Below are 22999 nucleotides of genomic sequence, written 5' to 3' on the forward strand. Positions count from 1 at the left end.
TAGAAAATAGAATTTAGAAAAATGAAAAAAACCTACTTAGCATTAGCATTATTTTTTGGAGTATTATCAGTGTCACATTCACAAAATCAAGGACGTAAAACAAGTGGAGGAATAAAAGGCGGGTATAATTTAGCCGCTGTTAGTTTTGATGGCGATGCAGAAACAGATCAGCGTCATGGATTCCATATCGGGGTTTATGGAGAATCTTTTGTTAGCCAAAATATATCTATCCAACCAGAATTATTGTATTCACAACAAGGATATGAGATAAAAGATTCAGGAGGAACATTTAAACAAAAATTAGATTATATTAATTTTCCAGTAATGTTAAAAGTTTATCCGTCAAATAATTTCTTTTTGGAAGCCGGTCCACAAATTGGATTAGCAATTAGTCATAAAGAAGAGTATGATGGATTTATTAGCAGTTCTCAAAAGTATGATCCTAATAGTTTTGATTGGGGAATGAATTTTGGAGCAGGATTCAAAACAAATTCAGCAGTGAGTTTTGGGGTGCGTTATCATTTAGGTTTGGGTGATTTATATGATAGCAGTAAAGCATACAATAGGGTTTGGCACTTTTATGTCGGATTTGATTTGTAATAAAAAAAAAGGGTTTAGCTTGAAATTTAAGTTAAACCCTTTTTTAAATTTAATTCTAAAATAAAAAAAACCAAAACTCTGGTTAGTGAGTTTCGGTTTTTCAAAGTATAAAAATGGTTTTGGTTAGTTTCGTATTTTGTAAAATCTAGCTGTTTAGCATTACCGGCATAACAAGCATTGTTACGGTTTCTCCATCTTCCAATCCGTCAACAGGAGTAAGGATTCCGGCTCTGTTTGGTAATGACATTTCAAGCATAATCATGTCTGATTGTAGGTTGTTCAGCATTTCGGTCAAGAAACGAGAGTTGAAACCTATTTGCATATCGTCTCCTTGGTAGTCACAAGTCAATCTTTCTTCGGCTTTGTTGGAGTAATCAATATCTTCAGCAGAAATGTTTAATTCGGCTCCGGCAACTTTCAAACGAATTTGGTGAGTTGTTTTGTTAGAGAAAATGGCAACACGACGTACAGAACTCAAAAATTGAGAACGATCCATCAATAATTTGTTTGGATTTTCTTTTGGGATAACCGCTTCGTAATTTGGGTATTTTCCATCGATTAAACGACATAATAAAATGTAATTATCAAAAGAGAAAGTAGCGTTCGAATCGTTGTATTCTATTTTTACTTCAGCATCTGAGCTGCTAAGGATACTTTTTAAAATATTCAAAGGTTTCTTTGGCATAATAAACTCAGCCACTTGCGATGCTTTCACATCTGTGCGGGCATATTTTACCAATTTGTGTGCATCTGTTGCTACAAAAATTAAACCTTCTGGAGAAAACTGGAAGAAAACCCCAGACATTACTGGACGTAAATCATCGTTTCCTGCTGCAAAAATAGTTTTGCTTACGGCTGTCGCCAAAACATCTGCAGGTACTAATGTTACGGATGGTTCGTCTAAGTTTACAGATTTTGGAAATTCTTCACCTGGTGCATACGCCAAGGCATATTTTCCTGAGTTGGAACTTATTTCGATAGTGCTGTTTTCTTCAACGGTAAAAGTTAAGGGCTGTTCCGGAAAAGTTTTAAGGATTTCCAATAATAATTTAGCAGGTACTGCAACACTTCCTTTACTGGTTGAGTCGATATTCAACGTTGCAGACATGGTAGTCTCCAAATCGGATGCCGAAACAGTTAATTCGTTATTATTTAATTCAAATAAGAAGTTATCCAGAATTGGCAAAGTATTGTTATTGTTGATAACGCTACCTAAAACTTGTAATTGTTTTAATAAGTACGAACTCGATACTATAAATTTCATCTGTATGGTTTTGTTTTTAATGGTGTGCTTTTTCTGAATCAGAATTTTTAATACACTTTACAAATATATTGTAAACTATTTGAGTATTGCAAATTTTTTATTAACATCTATTTGCTGTAGATTCTTTTTCTCAAAAATGTAAATCCGAGTCCAAATAAGAGCAAAATTAAGATTGGAAGCCCGATAGTTATGAATTGCGTATAGGTGTAGTTTTCATATACTTTTTCTTTATCTAATAAAGGCAAATCAACATCTTTGCTACGAATGTTAATAAGTCCGGTATCGTCCAGCAGATAATTGACACAATTCATCATGAAATCTTTATTGTCGTATAAGTTTCCAGAACGTTGGTCGTAACCCAATTCTACAGGTTGTCCGGTTTTATCCAATTGATTTTTTACAATATCTCCATCCGAAATCACAATCATTTTGCTTTCTTTTCCTTTGGCTTCGAATGATTTTTCTTCAAAAGGCAAAATTCGATTTTCAAAAACTGAGTGAAAAGAGCCTTCGAGCAAAACGGCCATCGGAATATTTCCTTTGTTAAGATATTCCGCAGGATTGGTTTGTTCGGCGACCATATTCAAGCTGATTGGTACCGGAGTCCCTATTTTTTTGGAATAAGGGGAAGATTGCAGTAAAACCGTTTTTTTGATTCCGTTTTTCAAAGTGTCTATCGCATTAGCAAAATCAAATTTGATTCCGCCAAGGTTTTTCACAATAGGATGTTTGCTGATAGGATATACCTGAGGAGCAAATTTCCAGATAAAATCTTGGTATTGTGTAGCACTTCCTTGTTCGCCGCTTGCCAGTTTTATTGGGCTTCCTCGTTCATCTTTTATTAAATCGGGATTAATTCGAACTCCGTATTTGAAGAACATATCGTTTAGATTCAAATCTTTTGGGAAAGCCAAAGTTGCTCCCGAAGGGTTGTAAAGGCTGTCCATTTCGGCATTTACTTGGTCGATAAGCCAAAGGGTTTTTCCTCCATGAATAATGTATTGGTCCAAAACCAGTTTTTCTTCATCAGTAAAAGCTTCGGTTGGCTTGGCAATGACTGCCAAATCATAGTTTTGCAGTGATTTTAAAGTTCCTTCCGGATTTTTTGCTACAGAATCCAAAGTAAATGGGGCAATGAAATAACTTTCGCGAACTTGCAATAGAAATTTAGCAATGTAACGCTCCTGAAGTTCTCCGTTTCCTTTTATGAAGGCAACTTTCTTTTGCTTGTTTTTGGAAATTTTATTGATTCCATCCGAAATAGAATATTCAAGATGCTGAACAGAGCCGATCACTTTTTGGGTTGTTGATGCTCCCATGATGTTTTTCAACAGCGGAATATTGACTTCCTTATTGTTGTAAACTGCAATTGCCCACGGAAAAACCATCGATTGTGACTGTTTTCCTTTGTCGTCAACGGTGATGTTTACTGGTGTTAAGCCTTTTCTATACAATTCCTTGATGTTTTCCATACTTTCATCTTTGTTTTCCAAAGGATCAACAAATTCGATGATGATATTAGAATTGTAGGCCTGAAATTCTTCCAAAAGCTGTTTGGATTCCAATTGCAATCGCTTGAATTTGGCAGGCAATTCTCCTTGTAAATAAACCTTTATTGACAATGGATTTTTTACGTCTTTAAGGATTTTTAAAGTAGTAGGAGATAGGGTATAGCGATGATCTTGAGTTAAATCAAAACGATGAAAAAAGAAATTGCTAATAATGTTTAAAAGTAAAACTACCGCAACAGTAATCAATATCGATTTGGTTTTTTTTGTATTGAATGCATTCATTACGACTTGATAGATTTTAAATTATAAACAGTGAAGGAAAGAAACAGTACAGTTATACTGGCAAAATAGATTACATCTCTCGTATCTATAACTCCTCGGCTCATGCTTTTGTAATGGTCTTGCATTCCAAAATAGGCAATAATCGAAGAAAAACTTGGTGAAACGGAAGCTAATCCCTGAAAACCAAAATAAAATAAGAAGCACAGAAAAACCGCAATAATAAACGAAACTATTTGATTTTCAGAAATTGATGAAGTAAATATCCCGATGGCAGAATATGCTGCCATTAAGAAAAGTAATCCAAAATAGGAGCCTAGTGTACTTCCCATATCGATGTTTCCTTCGGGTGCACCTAAATTCCAAATTGCTTCAACATAAATGAATGTTGGGATGATTGCCATTAGTATCAATAAAAAGGCACCCAAAAATTTTCCGTTTACAATTTCCCAGATACTGATGGGTTTTGTGAGTAATAACTCGAGTGTTCCCTGTTTTTTTTCGTCCGAGAAACTACGCATGGTTACGGCAGGAATCAGAAAAATCAAAATCCATGGAGCTAGAGTAAAAAAAGGTGTTAAGTCGGCAAAACCGGTGTTCAGGATGTTATAATCCCCTTCAAAAACCCAAAGGAATAAACCATTTCCAATCAGGAAAAGAGCAATTACCAAATATCCGATTGGCGAACCAAAAAAGGATTTTATTTCGCGAAATACTATTGACTTCATGTTTGTTTTGTTGCCGTTATGGCGTTACTATTTATGGTTATTTTTCGTCTGAAGTGTGCAAATATAGTAAGTTTTTTAATCTGTCTTGGGATAATTTTATTTACGGTAGACTAACTAATTTATCGACACTCCAAGCCTCGGGTTTGGCATTGAATAATTGTTTGGTAAATGTCCATACTGTATCGAAAAGTTCAGAATTTCGATAATTTTCCAAATCCGATTCGGTTTCCCAATAACTGTAGGTGAAGAAAATGTTTTTATTGTTTTTGTCCTGATACAATTCCAGGAAACGATTTCCGGGAGCATTCCGAATTTGATTTTTCATTACGTCAAAGTTTTCCAAAAAAGCAGGAATATTTTCCTCATGGAAACTCAGTTTTACAATTCGTACAAACATTTTGATTGCTGATTTTTGATTAACGATTTTTGATTTTAGATTGATCTCAGAACTTGATTTTTATTTGATGATTTTTTTGGAGCGAAAGATTTTCTTTTTTATATAATAATTTTAACCGCAAGGATCGCAAAGAGTTTTATTGGTTCATATATTCCGCAAGGATCGCTAAGCTTTGCTGATATTTTTAAAAATTTTAAATCAAAAATCTCGACTTTCTTATTTCTTTTTCAAAATCAAAAATCGTTAATCTTCAATCTAAAATCATAAATCCTTAATTCTTAAACTGAATAGAAACCACATCACGGTAATTAAGCCCGAGCAAAGTACTTGCAGAGCCTACGGTAAGTGGATTGCTTCTGAATATTGCAATTTCGAGAAAACCGGCTTCGTTGAAAATAGCCAATTTTTGTCCTTCGTAATATTTTACAGGATATTTATCTGAACTTGCGATAGCAGAGTAAAATGGTAAGATAGTCTTAATGGATTGATTTCTGTAAACAACTTCATAATCTCTTCCTTTGGAACATTCCATGAATTGTTTTTTGGAAATATTGGTAACCACATTTCCAAAATGATCAATATAAATTACGTTTCCTTTTAATTGATTTCCGTCATCCGAAAGAATAACCTGCATATCTGTAACTTGTTTCAGGCTGTTGATTTCCTTTCCGATGACATTCAGAACGCCACCCCTTGCGATATGGCAGGCTACTTTTACAAAAACATCCAAGTCAGTTGCATCGCTGTGCAGTCGGTCATGAATGGTAATAGCGACTATTTTTTGAGGAATAATTTTTTGCGAAAGCATACTCAATATTCCGTTATCGGCTGCAATAAAGAAATGATCGTTCCATTGCATGGCGACATGTTGATTTTCTTTGTTGAACTCAGAATCGACGCCTATAATATGAACGGTTCCTTTAGGAAAACTGTCATAACAGGCCGAAATAATGTAGCTGGCCTCAGCGGTATTAAATGGGTCGATGTAGTGTGAAATGTCAACAATTGTAGCATCAGAATACTCAGATAATATTTTTCCCTTAAGCGCGCCAACAAAGTGGTCTTTCAGTCCGTAATCAGTTGTAAGGGTAATTATTGACATAAATTTGTTTATAACTATTGGTTTTTGTGGCGACTGAAACTAAAATTTTAGTAAATTTGATAAAAAGCAAATTTAAAATATTTTGTTCTTTATTTGGACAGAAATTGGTAAGAATTAAAAACAAAAATTATGCCTAAGTTTATTTTTATTTTATTTCTTTTCTTAAGCAGTCTGCATTCTTTTAGTCAAAGCGGTTTGTCAAATACCACAACAGATAAATCGAATTTTTTGGGTGAATCAGTAAAAATTAAAAAAGAAAAAATAGAAGTTTTAACTATTAAAGATTTGAATGAAACAAGGGTTGAATTACTTTTTAAGGACAATCTTTGTGAAATATTATCTATTAAAGCTTCTGAATTATTAAATGAATCTTTGTTGAAAAAGTTTAAAGCCAATGTTTAACTTAGAACTAGAATAAATGAAATTCTAGAAAGATGTTTTTTAGTGTTATTTACTGTATTATAAATTAAAAACTGCATGGAAGTTTGCAGCCGTAAATATTAAAATTGATTTAGACTCAATTAATTAACTTAAAAACTTCTTATTTTGAACGAAAGAATCATCGAGCTCATCGACATTGCTCCAAAAGACTTTTGGGGCACACAGGACTCACATTTGGAGTCCATCAAGAAATATTATCCTAAACTTAAAATTGTCGCGAGGGGAACTACTCTAAAAGCTTTTGGAGACAAAGAAGTCCTGGACGAATTCGAAAAACGATTTCAGCGTTTGATGTTGCATTTTACAAGATACAACACCATAGACGACAATGTAATCGAAAGAGTGATTCAGAGCGACGATCAGGATGATAAAAAAGCATATGGACATGACAAAATTCTGGTTCATGGTGTAGGTGGGAAAATCATTAAACCAATGACGCCTAATCAGCAATTGCTGGTTGACACAATGGATAAAAACGATATGGTTTTTGCCGTTGGTCCAGCTGGAACCGGAAAAACCTATACAGGTGTTGCCATGGCTGTAAAAGCTTTAAAAGAAAAACAAGTCAAGCGTATTATTCTAACCCGTCCCGCAGTTGAAGCCGGTGAAAATCTTGGTTTTCTTCCCGGGGACATGAAAGAAAAGCTGGATCCATATTTGCAGCCTTTATACGATGCTTTGCGAGATATGCTTCCCAATGAAAAATTGGAAGATTATATATCAAAAGGAATTATTCAAATCGCCCCTTTGGCTTTTATGCGTGGACGAACATTGGATCATGCTTTTGTGATTTTGGATGAAGCCCAAAATACGACGCATTCGCAAATGAAAATGTTTTTGACCCGTATGGGAAAAAGCGCCAAGTTTATGATTACCGGAGATCCGGGACAAGTGGATTTGCCGCGACGCACAATTTCTGGATTAAAAGAGGCCATACTGGTCTTGAAGGATGTTGACGGAATTGGAATTATTTATTTGGATGATAAAGATATTGTACGCCACCGATTAGTGAAAAAAGTAATCGATGCTTACAAGCAAATTGAAAACAATGATTATTAAATTGAAATTAGCATAAATGATTAGTCATATAATCAAGTAAAAAAAGGAAAAGTTCAGTTGTAGAGCTTTTCCTTTTTTTTTATAAAAAATGGTTATTACTGTTGGTTTATCCAAATTACGCATCAGACTCGAATTACACTAATTGGTACAAATTTTTTCTTTAAAGAATTAAAAAATCTGCGATAATCTTCGTAGTCTGCGTGAAAAAAATCCTAATTCGGATTCTGGGTTTGTGTTTTTTGTTTTACTCATTGTTAAAGTTAGCGGAACAATACGATTAAGTTAAAAACGTTGTATATATGGATAAATTCTTGGGTATCTTCTTTGAAAACAATAAATTTGGGGATATTATAAAAATGAAATTGGAATATAAAATGTCGAAGAAGAAAAAAATAAAAGTAATAATAAGTGATTTGGACGGTACATTACTCAATTCAGATCATACCATATCAGCCTATACTAAATCTGTTTTTCAGGAATTACACCGCCAGGATTATCTTATTATCGTAGCAACCGGGCGCCATCACATGGATGCGATGGCAATAATCAGTAGTTTGGAACTCCCAATTTATTTAGTGACTTCAAACGGGGCAAGGATTCATTCGCCTCAAAAAGAGCTTTTGTATGCTTTTAATTTAGAAGCAGATGCCGTCAAATCAATGTTGTCATTGGATATCGATCCAGAAATTACCACCGTTATATTCAAGGAAAATGTTTGGCAAACTTCCAAAACGAATAAAAAATTGAATGCCTTTCAGAAAGATTTGGCTTATCCTCCCGAAGTGGTCGATTTTGCAGAATTGGATGATTATAGTGCAATAAAAATATTCTTCACCCATGATGACCATCAAAAATTGGTAGAACTTAAAAATCGTATTCTCGAAAATAATTCCGATGTTTTTCATCATGCGTTTAGCTTGCCTATTTGTTTGGAATTTATGGATAAATCGGTCGATAAAAGTGTCGCCATTGCTAAGATTCTCGAAAAAGAAGGGTATTCTTTTGCAGAAGCTATTTCTTTTGGAGATGGCTTTAATGATGAGAAAATGCTGGATGCTGCCGGAATTGGATTAATTATGGGGAATGCTCCCGAAAATTTAAAAAATAAATTGCCTCATTTGGAAGTTATTAGCAATAATGTTGAAGATGGAGTGGCAAAGTATCTTTCTACCCATATATTGAATAGCAAGGTTAAATGTTGATTTTTTGAATTGGATGATTTGAAAATAAATTATAACTTTATAAAGAACAGAGCGTTATTTATTTTTAATTATTTCAATCGTATGGAAAAGACAGTAGACCAAATCAAGAAAAAAATTGTTTCAGGACTTGTATTGTTATTGCCAATATTGGTTTTTTTAGTTCTTTTTAAAAAATTTTGGGGCTTTTTTGAAAATTATGGTAACAAATTTGCAAAGTTGTTGAGTCTTGATGATCTTTTGGGAGATATTGCAAAAGATCTTTTGGGAGGTATTTTTTTATTGTTGCTTGTTTATTTGAGTGGTTACCTGGTTAGTTTATCTTTTTTTAGAAATTTCAGTAATTGGATTGATGAAAAACTGATGATTTTTGTCCCTGGCTACGAACAGCAAAAAAAACTTGCCGAAGAAAAACTGATTGGGCAAGCAAAAAAAGATTCACTTGAAGAACCAATGCCAATCCTGTTTAAAGTTGGCGAATATTGGCAACCCGCCTATTTAATCGAAGAAAATCAAGATGGAAGGGTAGTGGTGTTTGTTCCTATTCCGCCGGCCAAAGAGAACGGACAAATATATGTTGCTACAACCAAAGAAATCAAGAAATTAAAGGAAACTAAAATTCATTCTTTTGATACTGCTATAAAAGATTTAGGTAAAGGAATTTTGGATTTTAAATAGACCCAAAATCCGCATTAGATTTCATTTCGCAAAGAAACGCAAAGAATTCGCAAAGTTCCACGAAATTTTTAAAGCCATTTTCAAGAAGACACTTTTTCTTTGCGAATCTTCGTGTATCCTCTGGGTATCTTCGTGAAATTTATTCTTATTGCTTAATCTGAGATAAAATGACTATTCATTAATATTGCCATTAAGGAATTAAGGTTCATTAAGCCTGAAAACTTAATTTTCTTAATTCCTTAATGGTAAAAAAAAACAATACTTTTTTGTCTGCTTATTTGACAGTCATATTAAATAATTAAATTTTAAAATTGAAGCTTGCCGTTTTAAAGATTTCTCTAAAAAACAAATTTTTTGTTTTTATTGGTGAATCTCTTCTTTTTCATTGTGTAACTCTGTGAAATAGTTTTAAATTTGCAATCATAAAAATAAAACACAACACTTAACTAATGAGCAACACAATTACCACAACCAATTTTAATTTTCCGAATCAAAAGTCAGTGTATCGCGGAAAAGTAAGGGAAGTTTACAACATCAATGATGATTTACTGGTGATGATTGCCACCGACAGGCTTTCGGCTTTTGATGTGGTTCTGCCAAAAGGGATTCCGTACAAAGGACAAATTTTGAATCAAATTGCTACAAAATTCATGGAATTGACTCAGGATATTGTGCCAAATTGGTTGGTTGCTACTCCAGATCCAAGTGTTGCTGTAGGTCATTTGTGTGATCCTTTCAAAGTAGAAATGGTTATTCGGGGCTATCTTTCGGGTCATGCTGCCCGAGAATATGCTGCGGGAAAAAGACAACTTTGCGGTGTAACAATGGCTGAAGGTTTGAAAGAAAATGATAAATTTCCAGAACCAATTATCACGCCAACCACAAAAGCGGATAACGGTGAACATGATGAAGATATTTCTCGCGAAGCTATTTTGTCAAAAGGAATTGTAAGCGAAGAAGATTATTTGGTTTTAGAAAAATATACTCGTGCTTTGTTTCAAAGAGGAACTGAAATTGCCGCAAGTCGTGGTTTGATTTTGGTTGACACCAAATATGAATTCGGGAAAACAAAAGAGGGTAAAATTGTTTTGATTGACGAAATTCATACTCCAGATTCTTCTCGTTATTTTTATTCTGAAGGATATGAGGAAAGACAAGCAAATGGTGAGGAACAAAAGCAATTGTCCAAAGAATTTGTTCGTCGTTGGTTAATCCAAAACGGATTCCAGGGAAAAGATGGACAACAAATTCCGGATATGACCGATGAGTATATCGAATCTGTTTCTGAACGTTATATCGAATTGTATGAAAATATTATCGGCGAAAAATTTGTGAAAGCTGATATTTCGAATATCAACGAAAGAATCGAGAAAAACGTTTTGGATTATTTAGCAAAACGATAATTAATATTAAATCGCTATTTGGCGTTTATATACAGCCATAACTCAGTTTTTGAGTTGTGGCTTTTTTTTTTGTGGTTATAAATGATAACAAAGAGGCACTATGTTTAATTTTAGCCCCGATAGAAGTGGAAATCCTTTTTATTTTTTCTTTAAAAATAAAAAGATTACTTCACTTAACTTTTATTTTAAGCGGAGTTCAGTGAACTTCGTTTGAAACGGATAGCGGGTATTATGTTTCCTGACAATTCCTTTTGTCTTGCTCCTAAAAAGAAAAAAAAACTCTTCGCAATGGAAGAGTTTGAGTAAATTATTTTTTGTTGATGTCTTCGAGAACTGCTTTGTTTGAATAATTAATCACTTTGATAATTATTTCCTGATTTTTCCTAGTTTTGCCTTCAATCACATATAGTTTTCCTTTTTTGTACGGGACATTACTTTTGTCAAAATCGACATCTCCAAATTTAAGCGTGTTTCTTATATCGGTAGTGTCAATCCATTTTTGTGATAAAATAAGTGTTGCTTTATCGGAATAGTGAAAAGGTTTGGTGCTCAAGTCATTCAAAACTCTTGCGTTTGGAAAATAATTGCAGCGGGTGTCTTTTCCGCTGAATATGGCTGCCACTACAAATAATCCCATAACTAAACCGACCAAATAGTAAGCAAAACGTTGTATAAAATTCATATTTAATATTTATTGTTTTTTATTGGTAATATGTAATTCACATTGCCATTTCTAGTGTTTATAAACAATAGAAATTTATGCTCATTTCATTTTTTAATTTTTGGCAAAGGTATGGGAAAGTTTAATTAAAAAACAATTAAATTGATATCGTTATCGGGTAAATCAAACCAGTCGCCAATTGCTTTGTTGGTAAGGATTCCGTGATAGAGATAAATGCCGTTTTTAAGTCCGGCATTGCAGCGAATAGAACTTTCGATGCCACCGTCTTCAGCAATTTGTAATAAATAAGGAGTGATAATGTTGCTTATAGAAAGTGAGGCCGTTTTGGAATAACGGGAAGGAATATTGGGAACACAATAATGCAATACATTGTGTTTGATGTAAGTAGGTTTTTCGTGGGTTGTCACTTCAGATGTTTCAAAACAACCTCCGGTGTCAATACTAATATCGACAATTACAGCTCCTTTTTTCATGTGTTCGACCATTGTTTCGGTCACAATAATAGGACATCGCTCCAATCCTCGCATTGCTCCAATGGCTACATCACAGCGTCTTAGTGCTTTTAACAGCGATTTTTGTTGAATGGTCGAAGTGAAAATGCGTTGGTTTAAATTGTTTTGCAAACGACGTAATTTTGTAATTGAATTGTCAAAAACTTTTACGCTTGCTCCAAGTCCAAGGGCAGTCCTGGCTGCAAATTCCCCTGCGGTTCCGGCTCCAAGTATCACCACATCTGTAGGGGCAACACCTGTAATATTACCGAACAATAACCCTTTTCCAAATTTATTTGTTGTCATTAACTCGGCGGCAATCAGAATGGATGCGGTTCCTGCAATTTCGCTCAATGATCTCACGGCAGGGTAGGAGCCATCAGTGTCTTTAAGGTATTCAAAAGCTAAAGAGGTAATTTTTTTTCGGGATAAAGCTTCGAAGTATGTTTTTTTTCTGGTTTTTAATTGAATGGCTGATATCAAAATGGCTTTTGGATTCATCATTTCAATTTCGGCAATTGTGGGCGGTTCTACTTTTAAAATCATGGGACACCCAAACACTTTTTTTGTGTCTTGTGTGATTTCGGCACCGGCATCACTGTATTCTTTGTCGCTGTAGCTGGAACTTACTCCGGCTCCGGACTCAATCATTACTCTGTGTCCTTGATAGGTAAGCGAATTTACGGCATCGGGGGTAAGGCAAATGCGTCTTTCTTGGTAACTGTTCTCTTTGGGAATTCCTATAAAAAGTTGACTTTTTTGCTTGGCTATTTCCAATTTTTCTTCCTGAGGCAGTAATTGTTCTTTTGTAAATGGACTTAGAGACATTGATTTCAAGTAATTAGTGGTACAATTTACGAAAAAGATTGAAAATATTAAGCTTTGCCTGTGTCTAAATGGCTAAAATTTGCCATAAATTAAAAAGAGTTACACAGATTTCTTTAAGTATTGAGTTTGAAATCTAGCATAATCTGTAGAAAAAAAGTCTTGATAAACTTTTTTGGCTGCATTATTTTACTTTAAAACCAATGAACGCTCTCCATTGGGTAGTAATTCAATTGTAATAGAGGTATGCTGATGAGGAATTAGACTCTCAATTTTTTCGGGCCATTCTACAAAACACCAGTTTCCAGAATAAAAATAATCATCTACACCCATATCCAAAGCCTCGGTTTCTTTGTTTAGCCTATAAAAATCAAAATGATATACCGTTTGGTTATTATCTGTATGATATTCATTGACCAATGAAAAAGTGGGGCTGCTTGTAGTTTCTTTAACTCCCAATGTTTTACAAAGTTGTTTGATTAAAGTAGTTTTGCCAACTCCCATTTCTCCATTAAAAAGAATTACTTTGTTCGGGCTTTGACTTAAAATTTGTTTTGAAACGTCTTCTAGTTGTGCTATTGAAAATGTAGTAGTCATTTGTTTTTATTAGTATTGTGTTATGAGTTTTGAATTGTCAGTAATCAATAAATGGCTTTTTTGTTTATTCATCTGCTTTCTTACTGATAACTCAAAACTGACAACTGATAACTTTTTTATTTCGGATTAAAAACCAGGAACGGAATAATCATTTCTTCCAAAGAGATTCCGCCGTGCTGATAGGTATTTTTATAATAACTCACATAATGATTGTAGTTGTTTACGTAAGCCAAAAATAAATCATTTTTTGCAAAAATATAAGAACTACTCATGTTTATGGCAGGCAAACCGATGTTTTTAGGTTCTTTTACCGAATAAACATCTTTTTGTTCGTATGTCAAACTACGACCGGTTTTATAACGTAAATTCAAACTGGTATTTTTATCACCTACCACTTTTGATGGGTTTTTTACATTAATGGTGCCATGGTCTGTAGTCAAAATCAATTTGAATCCTAATTTTTGGGCTTGTTGAATGAGTTCCAGTAAAGGTGAATTTTTAAACCAACTCAATGTAAGAGAGCGATACGCTTTGTCGTCTGATGCTAGTTCTTTAACTACATCCATTTCGGTTTTAGCATGCGAAAGCATATCTACAAAATTGTAAACAACGGTTATGAGGTCATTGTCCTTAAGTGATTTAAAACTTTCGACTAGTTTTTTTCCGCCTGCTAAATTGGTGATTTTGAAATAATCCTCCTTGATGTCCAATCTCAGTCGCTTAATTTGCGCTGTTAAAAATTCGGCTTCATACAGGTTTTTTCCACCTTCTTCCGGGTCATTTTTCCAATATTGTGGGAATTGTTTTTCCATTTCCAAAGGCGTTAATCCAGAGAAAATGGCATTTCTTGCATATTGAGTAGCAGTAGGTAGTATCGAAAAATAAGGAACTTCTTTTTCGAGTTTGTAATAGTTACCCACAACGTTTTCAAAAGCTTTCCATTGATCGTAGCGCAAATTGTCAATTACGATAAAAAGCACAGGTTTGTCTTTTTTCAGAATTTCAGGAACGACCAATTCTTTGAATAAATTGTGGGATTGAATCGGTTTGTCTGCTTTTGGTTCAAACCAATCGGCGTAATTGCGTTCAATGTATTTCCCGAATTGTGAATTGGCTTCTACTTTTTGAGATTCCAGAATTTCAATCATTCCCTGGTCATCAATATCTTCGAGTTCAAGTTCCCAAAATAATAGTTTTTTATACAGTTCTACCCAGTCTTCATAAGAGTTGACCATTGCTAGTTCCATAGTTATTTTTCGAAATTCTTTTTGATAATCCAAAGTTGTTTTTTGGGAAATCAATCGTGAATTATCTAGGTTTTTTTTCAAACTCAACAAAATTTGATTTGGATTTACAGGTTTGATAAGATAATCGGCTATTTTAGAACCAATGGCTTCTTCCATGATATATTCTTCTTCGCTTTTTGTAATCATAATCATAGGAACCGAAGATTTTTTCTCTTTCATTTCAGATAAAGTATCCAAACCGCTCATTCCAGGCATATTTTCATCAAGAAAAACAATATCAAAATTGTTTTCATCAAAAATATCAATAGCATCACGACCGTTATTGCAAGTAGTAACGCTGTAATTTTTTTTCTCCAGAAATAAAATGTGTGGTTTGAGTAAATCGATTTCGTCATCAACCCAAAGTATTTTTATTTTATCCATTTCAGTTTGTTTTTTGTGCAATTTACTTTTATAGAACTCAAATAATATTAAAAATAGTATAAAATTCATTAAAAAAAAATTGTATCCGGTCTTAATTGCTATTATTGTCGGTTGAAATTAATGTTCGATTTGTCTTTAAATAGTATTTTTGCCAAAACAAAAAAAAAGTACTATGTTATTTCTTTTACTGAGTGTGATTTGCAGTGTGACGGTGGGAGTTATTTTTAAAATTGCCCGAATTTATGGAACGTCTTCGATGCAAATTGTTGGGTATAATTATTTGTTTGCCTTGATGTTGTGTTATCTATTCTTTAGTCCGGATTTAAAGGCTTTAGATGTTTCTTCACCGTGGGAAGTGCTAATTCCTTTAGGTATTTTGCTACCTGTAGTGTTTCTTCTTCTGGCTGCTTCCATTAAACATATGGGAATTGCAAAAACCGATGTTGCTCAACGATTATCGCTTATTATTTCCATTTTGGGCGCATGGTTGTTTTTTGGAGAGCAATTTAGCGGTCTAAAATTAACCGCGCTTTTGTTTGGATTTCCGGCAATAATACTCATTTTGGACAAACCTGTTGGTAATAAAGAAAATAAATGGATTTATCCGGCTCTTGTGTTGGTTGGTTTTGGAGTGATTGATATTCTTTTTAAGCAAATTGCCTTGACTTCGGTGCTTCCTTTTACAACTTCATTATTTGTTCTTTTTTTAATTTCATTTTTTATAATGATATTTTTCAATGGCTATGAAATGCTTTCCCGAAAAGTCAAAATGGGTTTCAAAAGTATCATTTTCGGAGGATTGGTTGGGATTTTTAATTTCGGCAATATATTGTTTTACCTCAAGGCGCATCAGGTATTTGCCCAAAATCCATCTACCGTTTTTGCGGGAATGAATATGGGAGTTATCATGATTGGAAGTCTTGTTGGGGTTTTTGTTTTCAAGGAGAAAGTGACAAAACTGAATATAATTGGTCTTTTGCTGGCTTTGTTAGCAGTCGTTTTTATTGTGGCTTCACAGCTGAATTAGTTTGGTTTTTTGGAACAAAACATTTGGTAGGGTTTGGTTTTAAATTAAAAACCGGTATGAGAATTACGTAAAGATTGTAAATAAAAATTCGTGAATTTGTGGCGAAAATGTAATTTTTTTCATTCCGCATTTTTATTATATATTTGACGAATGTAATTAATCCCTGTTCTTTCTCGGTTTTATTGTTTAAACAAAAAAATAATAGGCATAATTACAAAGAATATCTAAAAATAATTTTAACAGAATATGAAATGAGCATTAACATAAATTGGTTGTTACACCAATGTTTATATGCGAATTACATGTGACCAATAAAAAAAATAATATAATTAACACATGAAATTACTAGAAGGAAAAGTAGCCATTATTACTGGCGCAAGTCGTGGAATTGGAAAAGGAATTGCTGAAGTTTTTGCAAAAAACGGTGCAAATGTTGCCTTTACTTATAGTTCATCAGTAGAATCTGCTCAGGCTTTGGAAAACGAACTAAATGCTTTGGGTATAAAAGCCAAAGGATATCAATCAAATGCTGCTGATTTTAATGAAGCGCAAAAATTTGTTGATGCTGTTTTGGCCGATTTTGGAACGGTTGACATCTTGATAAACAATGCAGGAATTACCAAAGATAATTTATTGATGCGTATGTCTGAAGCTGATTTTGACCAAGTTATCGATGTTAACTTAAAGTCAGTTTTTAATATGACTAAAGCGATTCAAAAGACTTTCTTGAAACAACGTGCGGGTTCAATTATTAATATTAGTTCTGTTGTTGGTGTGTCTGGAAATGCAGGACAAACGAATTATGCCGCTTCAAAAGCGGGTGCAATTGGTTTTACAAAATCAGTGGCATTGGAGTTAGGTTCTCGTAATATTCGTTGCAACGCAATTGCTCCAGGTTTTATCGAAACTGAAATGACAGCAAAATTGAGTGAAGATGTTGTAAAAGGATGGAGAGAAGGAATTCCATTGAAACGCGGAGGTTCTGCCGAAGATGTTGCCAATGCTTGTTTATTCTTAGCTTCAGATATGAGTTCTTATGTTACGGGACAAGTGTTGAACGTTTGCGGAGGAATGCTTACTTAATAATTTAATGATTTAATAATTAAAAGATTTAAAGATTTGCAATTTTTCAATCTTTTAATTTTTCAATCTTTTAATCACTAAACATGACAACAGGCACTATTCTATTATTACTACTTTCATTATTAATAGCAGGTTGCTTGTCATTTTTTCAATATTTATACAAAGTCAAAAACAAATCGAATGCGCATTTGTTTTTGACTTTTTTGCGTTTTCTGAGTATTTTTTCTATTTTGTTGCTCTTGATAAATCCTATCGTCACGACCAGTAAATTGGAAATTATCAAAACTCCTTTGCCAATTATTGTCGATAATTCAAGTTCTGTTTCTTTTTTGAATGCCAAAGAAAAGGCAGTTGAATTAGCACGGAAATTGGCGTCAAACAGCGCGATTCAGGAAAAATTTGACGTGCAATCCTATCTTTTTGATAATGATTTTAAACAATCGGATAGTTTGACTTTTAAGGGGAATCAAACCAATTTGGATTTGGTGGCTAAAAATCTCAAGAGTATCTATAAAAACGCATTTTATCCATCGGTTATCATCACAGACGGTAACCAGACTACCGGAAATGATTATGTTTATAGCTTTGCCGAAAACAATAAAGTTTATCCTTTAATTTTAGGTGATACCACAAAGGTTTTTGATTTAAAAATCAATCAACTAAATGTTAATAGATATGCTTTTTTGAAAAATAAATTTCCAGTTGAAGTGTTTTTGCAATACTCAGGAGATAAAAGTGTGACAGCTAGTTTTAGTGTTGCACAAGGAAACGAAGTATTGTATAAACAAAATGTTTCGTTTTCTCCATCAAAGAAAACAGCGGTTGTAAATGTGCTGCTACCTGCAAATAAAGTTGGTTTGCAAGTTTATAAAGCAAAAATTGAATCGGGGGAAAAAGAAAAAAATACCTTCAATAATATCAAGAATTTTGCCGTTGAAGTTATAGATCAGAAAACTTCTATAGCAATAGTTTCGGCAATAAATCACCCGGATATTGGTGCTTTAAAAAGAGCAATTGAATCTAATTTACAACATAAAGTAACTTTGGTTAAGCCAAACGAAATTAATTCATTACAGGATTTTAATGTTCTTGTTTTGTATCAGCCAACTTCGGCTTTTAAGTCGGTTTTTGAAGCAAATAAAAAAGCCAATCTCAATACATTTACTATAACGGGAACCGCTACGGATTTTTCATTTTTGAACCAGGAACAAAACAATTTTGTTTTCAAAATGAGCGGTCAGGAAGAGGATTATCAGGCAGACTTTGATTCGCAGTTTAATCTTTTTGCTGTGGATAATTTAGGTTTTGAAAGTTTACCGCCTTTGCAGAATAATTATGGTTCCATTACTTCAAACGGAGAAGTAAATGTGTTGCTTTCTGCCAAAATCAGAAATATTGAGACAAAGGCGCCTTTGCTTTCTTTTACAGAAAATCAAGGGAAAAGATCCGCTTATTTATTTGGGGAAAACAGTTGGAAATGGCGTTTGCAAAGCCATATAGACAATCAGTCTTTTGAAAAATATGATATTTTTATAAATAAAATTATACAATATTTAGCTTCCAATAATGCCAAAAAATCATTGGTTGTAAATCACGAAAGTTTTTACAACACTGGTGAAGCAATCGAAATTACAGCTCAATATTTCAACAAAAATTATGATTTTGATGAGAAAGCGCGTTTGACAATTGCTGTAACCAATGTTAAAACCAGACAAACGAGGAATTATGATCTTTTGAAAGGGAATAATGCTTACAAAGTAAATCTTGACGGACTTTTAGCAGGAAGTTATGATTTTTCTGTAAAAGAACTGAACTCCAAAACATCGTATTCCGGACATTTTGAGATTCTTGATTTTGACATCGAAAAGCAATTTGTGAATCCTGATGTTCAAAAATTAAAGCAATTGGCGGCACAAACGAAAGGAACGGCTTTTCATCCAAATCAAATCGAAACTTTGATAAAAACTTTGTTGGAAAACGATGAATATAAAGCCGTTCAAAAAGATGTTGTAACCAAATCGCCTTTGATTGACTGGAAATGGCTGTTGGTTTTGATTGCAGTTTTTCTTTCTACAGAATGGTTTTTTAGAAAATACAATGGAATGTTGTAGGTTTTTGAGTTATGGGTTTTGAGGTTTAAGCTAATAACTATTTACGAATCACTTTGGACTAATAAAATATGGATTTCAGACTAAAAGTATTTTTTACTGTCGCTTCCCGATTGAGCTTTACGAAGGCCGCTTCCGAATTGTTTATTACACAACCGGCTATTTCAAAGCATATTCAGGAGCTGGAAGAAGAATATAAAATAAAACTTTTTGAAAGAAACGGCTCTAAAATAGCGCTCACCAATGCCGGAGAAGTACTATTGAAACACACAAAAAATATCTTCGAAATTTACAGAGAAATTGATTTTGATATGAGCACATTTAGCAACGAGCGTAAAGGGTTGTTGCGATTGGGGGCGAGTACAACAATTTCCCAATATATTATTCCGCCGCTTCTGGCTCGTTTTCATCAAAAACTGGAATCTGTCAAGGTGAATTTGCTCAACGGTAATACGGAGCAAATTGAAAATGCCCTAATAAAGAAAGAAATCGAAATTGGCATTGTGGAAGGACAATCCAAAAATCAATCTATTAAGTACACGCAATTCATTAGGGATGAACTGGTTTTGGTGTGCAATTCTAATAATCCATTGGTTAAGAAAAGAGAAGTTGCACCGGAAGATCTTAAATTATTAAAGTTTTTGGTGCGAGAGCAAGGTTCTGGAACACTTGAAGTTATTGAATATGCTTTGAAACCTTTCAATATCAAAATCGATCAATTACAGATTGAAATGCAATTGGGAAGTACCGAAAGCATAAAATCCTATTTGATGAATTCAGATTGTGTTGCTTTTATGTCGATACATGCGGTTTCTAAAGAATTGAAAAATAAAGAATTGCAAATTATTGACGTTGACGATTTAATTATTGAACGCTTCTTTTATATTATTACTCTTCAAGGGAAATCAGATTCCCTTTCGGAGTTATTTATAAAAAACATCTCGAGTTATTATAATCTGAAGTTATAGTGGATTATTTATAACGATTGGCTTTCTTTTAGGTTTATGGAGACCTTTGTCATACTAAAATGCTCCATAGAAATGAAAACCGATAGTATTACCAAACCCAATTTTATCAGAATCAATGTAACGTTACAACAGATTATTTTTGTTTTATTGTTACTTGTTTGCTTATTTCCTGTAATTTCTCCACCAATCGCATTGTTGTTGGGATTAATAGTGGCTAATCTTTCAGGACATCCTTTTTTGCATTTGAATCACAAGGCAACAAATATATTGCTGCAGGCTTCTGTAATTGGATTGGGATTCGGAATGAATGTTAACAGTGCTGTTGCTGCTGGAAAAGAAGGTTTTCTTTTTACAGTCGGTTCTATCGCAGTGACAATAACTTTGGGAAGTTTGTTGGGAAAATGGCTCAAAATTCAGAAGAAAACCTCACATTTGATTTCTTGCGGAACTGCTATTTGTGGAGGAAGTGCCATCGCCGCCATTGCTCCTGTGATAAAATCGGATGAAAAACAGACTTCGGTGGCGTTGGGAGTAATTTTTATCCTGAATACAATCGCTTTGTTTGTGTTTCCTGTTGTTGGACATTGGTTACAAATGTCTCAAAATGAATTTGGTTTGTGGTGTGCGATTGCCATTCACGATACGAGTTCTGTTGTTGGAGCGGCTAGTAAATACGGACCGGAAGCACTACAGGTAGCCACGACAGTAAAATTAGCAAGAGCTTTGTGGATTATTCCGGTGGCTTTGGTTACTGCTGTTGTTTTTAAAAATAATGCGAGCAAAGTGAAGATTCCTTATTTTATAGGATTGTTTATTTTGGCAATGATTTGCAATACGTATTTTTCTCCTTTTGCAAGTGTAACTCCTTATTTGGTTTCAATTGCAAAAATTGGACTTACTGTAACTTTATTTTTGATAGGAGCAGGCTTGAATAGTTGCGTTTTAAAATCAGTTGGGGTATTTCCTTTGTTACAAGGTGTGTTGTTATGGGTGAGTATTGCGGTTGGAACTTTGTTGGCAATAATGTTTTTTAGTTAAAATTGATTTTCTTTCTTTTTATAGCAATCAAATTAAATCTGATATAATCATAATAAAGGGCTGCAAAAAGAAAAAACACGGCTACAAATAATGTTTTTAGAACTAGAAAACCATAAATAAAACCACCTGAAAAACAGCCCAAAAAGAAGAAAAAAATAATTGATAATCGCAGATAAATACTCGTTTTTAAAATGTTCCTCTCTTCTGGTTTTTTGTAGAAAAACAATTGAGATAACTCGATGCCCAAATCGGTAAAGAGTCCTGTTAAGTGTGTTGTTCTTACGGTAGATTGTGAAATTTTGGTTACTAATGAATTTTGAATTCCCATGGCAAAAAGTAAACCAAAAGCAGTCCATTTTTCATCAAATAAATTAAAATCAGGGCGCATCCCAAAGAGTCCCAAGGAGATTAAAATCGCAATTTCGATTGTAATTGGTGCTACATGAAAAAGATTTGAGTTTTTTATTGAAATCAATTCAGCCAAAAAATTAGAAGTAAAAGATCCAGCTAAAAAGAACAAGGTATATATTAAAAAGATGATAGCTGCCTGATAATTGTGTTTGGTAACTTCTTCAGCAAAAAAAGCAAAATGGCCGGTCACATTGGTCGTTAACGTTTTTACTGATAAAACTCCCGTTATATTTACTATTCCAGCAACATAAGACAATAATACAGCAAGTCGTAAATTGTGTTTTGAAGTTCTGTTTTTGCCTTTATGTCTAAACATTTTGAATTTATTTTTTTTGGATTTACATAAATTTAAAGTTCATTGCTTAAATTATCTTTAAAAAAAATACATTTGCATTTCAATAAAATAAAAATAATGAAAAATTTTAAATTCAAACAAACAGTACTTGTTTTTTCCGCAATCAGTATTGCTTTTATTACGTTGTCTTGGGGAGTTTTCGGCCACGAGCATATTAATAATGCGGCAGTTATGGCTTTGCCAAAGCCAATACAAACCTTTTTTTACAATCATATTGATTTTATAACCCAGGAGTCATCTATTCCTGATTTGCGCAAATATGTTTTGCATGACAAAGCCGAAAATCCACGTCATTATATGGATATGGAGAATTTTGGTGATATAGATGCTGTTCCATTAGCATTTGAGGATGTAAAGAAAAAGTATGATGATAAATTCTTAGCAGATAATGGTATTTTGCCTTGGTACATTCAGGAAACGATGGCAAAATTAACAAAGGCTATGAAGGACAAAAGAAAGAACGAAATTTTGTTTTTGGCGGGTGATTTGGCACATTATATAGGCGATGCGAATATGCCTTTGCATACTTCGGCAAATCACGATGGACAGCTTAGCAATCAAAAAGGGATACATTCTATGTGGGAATCCCGTATTCCGGAATTGTTTGGCAAAAACTACAATTTTTATACCGGTGAAGCCAAGTATATTGATAATGTTGAAAAAGCGACTTGGGATATGTTGAAAGATTCACACAGTCAGGTAGAGCCTCTTTTGGCTATTGACAAAAAACTGCGTTCAACCTTTACAACAGAAACTATGTATGAAAAGGATGAAAAAGGAAATATCGCCAAAAATAAATATAATGAAATGATATATTCCAAAGAGTATGTGACTCAATTTCATTCAGCACTGAATGGAATGGTGGAAAAACAAATGCGAAAAGCGATTGTTGCCACAGCTAATTTTTGGTACACAGCTTGGGTAAATGCAGGAAAACCTAATCTTGATAATTTGGATTCAAAGGAGTTGACGAATCGCAATAAAAAGAATCTGCAAAATGATTTAAAGCTTTGGAAAACCGGAAAAGTTTTTGGTTTGGAAAGCGAAAGTGAATTTTAATTCCATTAGATATAAATAAAAACA

At 33.7% G+C, this 22999-nt stretch carries 22 protein-coding genes; 12 read left to right on the top strand and 10 right to left on the bottom strand.

What is annotated here, in order from left to right:
- Positions 1-21: 21 nt before the first annotated feature.
- The gene (locus EM308_RS11310; RefSeq protein WP_035638636.1) at positions 22-600 is read left to right on the top strand and encodes a porin family protein; all 579 of its coding nucleotides are present in this window, start codon (positions 22-24) and stop codon (positions 598-600) included.
- Between the two features lie 145 nt (positions 601-745).
- Here EM308_RS11310 and dnaN read toward each other — a convergent pair whose 3' ends face one another.
- The 5 genes from dnaN to EM308_RS11335 all read right to left on the bottom strand — a co-directional run bounded on the left by dnaN (position 746) and on the right by EM308_RS11335 (position 5881).
- Positions 746-1864 (bottom strand): DNA polymerase III subunit beta, encoded by a 1119-nt coding sequence (dnaN, locus tag EM308_RS11315; protein ID WP_035638639.1) that lies wholly within the window; start codon positions 1862-1864, stop codon positions 746-748.
- A gap of 107 nt (positions 1865-1971) precedes the next feature.
- Positions 1972-3657, bottom strand: a complete 1686-nt coding sequence (gldG, locus tag EM308_RS11320) for a gliding motility-associated ABC transporter substrate-binding protein GldG (protein WP_035638643.1) — start codon at positions 3655-3657, stop codon at positions 1972-1974.
- The gene (gene gldF / locus EM308_RS11325; protein ID WP_035638646.1) at positions 3657-4382 is read right to left on the bottom strand and encodes a gliding motility-associated ABC transporter permease subunit GldF; all 726 of its coding nucleotides are present in this window, start codon (positions 4380-4382) and stop codon (positions 3657-3659) included. The genes gldG and gldF overlap by 1 nt, the downstream gene beginning before the upstream one ends.
- 100 nt (positions 4383-4482) lie before the next feature.
- The gene (locus EM308_RS11330; RefSeq protein ID WP_035638649.1) at positions 4483-4779 is read right to left on the bottom strand and encodes a putative quinol monooxygenase; all 297 of its coding nucleotides are present in this window, start codon (positions 4777-4779) and stop codon (positions 4483-4485) included.
- Positions 4780-5050: 271 nt separating this feature from the next.
- Positions 5051-5881, bottom strand: a complete 831-nt coding sequence (locus tag EM308_RS11335) for an SAM hydrolase/SAM-dependent halogenase family protein (protein WP_035638652.1) — start codon at positions 5879-5881, stop codon at positions 5051-5053.
- A gap of 129 nt (positions 5882-6010) precedes the next feature.
- On the opposite strand from EM308_RS11335, the gene EM308_RS11340 reads away from it, so the two are divergent.
- The 5 genes from EM308_RS11340 (at position 6011) to EM308_RS11360 (ending at position 10661) form a co-directional block, all read left to right on the top strand.
- Positions 6011-6283 (top strand): hypothetical protein, encoded by a 273-nt coding sequence (locus EM308_RS11340; protein WP_035638653.1) that lies wholly within the window; start codon positions 6011-6013, stop codon positions 6281-6283.
- Between the two features lie 144 nt (positions 6284-6427).
- The gene (locus tag EM308_RS11345; protein WP_035638655.1) at positions 6428-7381 is read left to right on the top strand and encodes a PhoH family protein; all 954 of its coding nucleotides are present in this window, start codon (positions 6428-6430) and stop codon (positions 7379-7381) included.
- Between the two features lie 299 nt (positions 7382-7680).
- A complete protein-coding gene (locus tag EM308_RS11350) occupies positions 7681-8583 on the top strand; it encodes a Cof-type HAD-IIB family hydrolase (RefSeq protein WP_316930229.1) in 903 nt (300 codons plus the stop codon).
- Positions 8584-8664: 81 nt separating this feature from the next.
- A complete protein-coding gene (locus tag EM308_RS11355; RefSeq protein ID WP_035638658.1) occupies positions 8665-9258 on the top strand; it encodes a DUF502 domain-containing protein in 594 nt (197 codons plus the stop codon).
- A gap of 449 nt (positions 9259-9707) precedes the next feature.
- A complete protein-coding gene (locus EM308_RS11360) occupies positions 9708-10661 on the top strand; it encodes a phosphoribosylaminoimidazolesuccinocarboxamide synthase (protein WP_035638661.1) in 954 nt (317 codons plus the stop codon).
- A gap of 307 nt (positions 10662-10968) precedes the next feature.
- On the opposite strand, the gene EM308_RS11365 is transcribed toward EM308_RS11360, so the two are convergent.
- The 4 genes from EM308_RS11365 to porX all read right to left on the bottom strand — a co-directional run bounded on the left by EM308_RS11365 (position 10969) and on the right by porX (position 14926).
- Positions 10969-11343 carry a DUF4258 domain-containing protein gene (locus tag EM308_RS11365; RefSeq protein ID WP_035638664.1) on the bottom strand — a complete coding sequence of 125 codons (375 nt, stop codon included), beginning with the start codon at positions 11341-11343 and terminating at the stop codon, positions 10969-10971.
- Between the two features lie 125 nt (positions 11344-11468).
- Positions 11469-12662: an alanine dehydrogenase gene (locus EM308_RS11370; protein WP_035638667.1), complete on the bottom strand. Its 1194-nt coding sequence runs from the start codon at positions 12660-12662 to the stop codon at positions 11469-11471.
- A 186-nt stretch (positions 12663-12848) separates the two neighbouring features.
- The gene (gene tsaE, locus EM308_RS11375) at positions 12849-13256 is read right to left on the bottom strand and encodes a tRNA (adenosine(37)-N6)-threonylcarbamoyltransferase complex ATPase subunit type 1 TsaE (protein ID WP_035638669.1); all 408 of its coding nucleotides are present in this window, start codon (positions 13254-13256) and stop codon (positions 12849-12851) included.
- 116 nt (positions 13257-13372) lie between these two features.
- Positions 13373-14926 carry a T9SS response regulator signal transducer PorX gene (porX, locus tag EM308_RS11380; RefSeq protein ID WP_035638712.1) on the bottom strand — a complete coding sequence of 518 codons (1554 nt, stop codon included), beginning with the start codon at positions 14924-14926 and terminating at the stop codon, positions 13373-13375.
- Between the two features lie 172 nt (positions 14927-15098).
- On the opposite strand from porX, the gene EM308_RS11385 reads away from it, so the two are divergent.
- The 5 genes from EM308_RS11385 (at position 15099) to EM308_RS11405 (ending at position 21150) form a co-directional block, all read left to right on the top strand.
- A complete protein-coding gene (locus tag EM308_RS11385) occupies positions 15099-15953 on the top strand; it encodes an EamA family transporter (RefSeq protein ID WP_035638671.1) in 855 nt (284 codons plus the stop codon).
- 336 nt (positions 15954-16289) lie between these two features.
- Positions 16290-17036, top strand: a complete 747-nt coding sequence (gene fabG, locus EM308_RS11390; RefSeq protein ID WP_035638674.1) for a 3-oxoacyl-[acyl-carrier-protein] reductase — start codon at positions 16290-16292, stop codon at positions 17034-17036.
- A gap of 83 nt (positions 17037-17119) precedes the next feature.
- On the top strand, positions 17120-19147 hold the full coding sequence (locus EM308_RS11395; protein ID WP_035638677.1) for a hypothetical protein: 2028 nt from the start codon (positions 17120-17122) through the stop codon (positions 19145-19147).
- A 68-nt stretch (positions 19148-19215) separates the two neighbouring features.
- Positions 19216-20112, top strand: coding sequence for a LysR family transcriptional regulator (locus tag EM308_RS11400; protein WP_035638679.1), 897 nt, complete (start codon positions 19216-19218; stop codon positions 20110-20112).
- 72 nt (positions 20113-20184) lie between these two features.
- Positions 20185-21150 (top strand): YeiH family protein, encoded by a 966-nt coding sequence (locus EM308_RS11405; RefSeq protein WP_035638681.1) that lies wholly within the window; start codon positions 20185-20187, stop codon positions 21148-21150.
- Here the strand turns inward: EM308_RS11405 and EM308_RS11410 are convergent.
- Entirely contained in the window at positions 21143-21877 is a 735-nt protein-coding gene (locus tag EM308_RS11410) for a YoaK family protein (protein ID WP_035638684.1), read from the bottom strand. The genes EM308_RS11405 and EM308_RS11410 overlap by 8 nt on opposite strands.
- Positions 21878-21973: 96 nt before the next feature.
- Here EM308_RS11410 and EM308_RS11415 point away from each other — a divergent pair, with 96 nt between their 5' ends.
- Positions 21974-22975 (top strand): zinc dependent phospholipase C family protein, encoded by a 1002-nt coding sequence (locus EM308_RS11415; protein WP_035638687.1) that lies wholly within the window; start codon positions 21974-21976, stop codon positions 22973-22975.
- Positions 22976-22999: the final 24 nt, after the last annotated feature.

It is taken from the genome of Flavobacterium gilvum (assembly GCF_001761465.1).
GTDB classification, from domain to species: domain Bacteria; phylum Bacteroidota; class Bacteroidia; order Flavobacteriales; family Flavobacteriaceae; genus Flavobacterium; species Flavobacterium gilvum.